This window comes from Campylobacter sp. BCW_6871 (assembly GCF_001762325.1).
Lineage (GTDB): Bacteria > Campylobacterota > Campylobacteria > Campylobacterales > Campylobacteraceae > Campylobacter_D > Campylobacter_D jejuni.
The window spans coordinates 1-289 of record NZ_MJWQ01000002.1 but is presented as its reverse complement, the minus strand read 5'-3'; the positions used below and the strand labels follow the sequence as shown (position 1 = coordinate 289).

Sequence of the window (289 nt, the reverse complement as noted above, 5' to 3'; positions counted from 1 at the left end):
ACCAGAACAAATTAAAATGTATGAAGAAAGAAGAAAGATAAAAAAATAATAAAAAGGAGATATTATGGAATTTGATGTTGAAATTTTAGACAATCTTGAGAATTTTAAAGAATTCTTAAAAACAAAACCTAGCAAAGAAGTTTTACAGGCTGTTAATTCTCATTTAGAGGGTTTTTTAAGTGATGCGTATGATCATATCGATCCAGAAGAATACGAAGTCGCTTTTGAAGAAGAAACAGGAATATCTTATCGTGATGCTACTGAGGAAGAATTTGATGAGTGGTTTATT

1 protein-coding gene is annotated in these 289 nt (G+C 29.1%); it reads left to right on the top strand.

From position 1 onward, the window contains the following. Positions 1 to 64: 64 nt before the first annotated feature. The coding region (locus tag AJ930_RS00010; protein WP_134264761.1) for a hypothetical protein at positions 65 to 289 on the top strand (225 nt) is incomplete at its 3' end.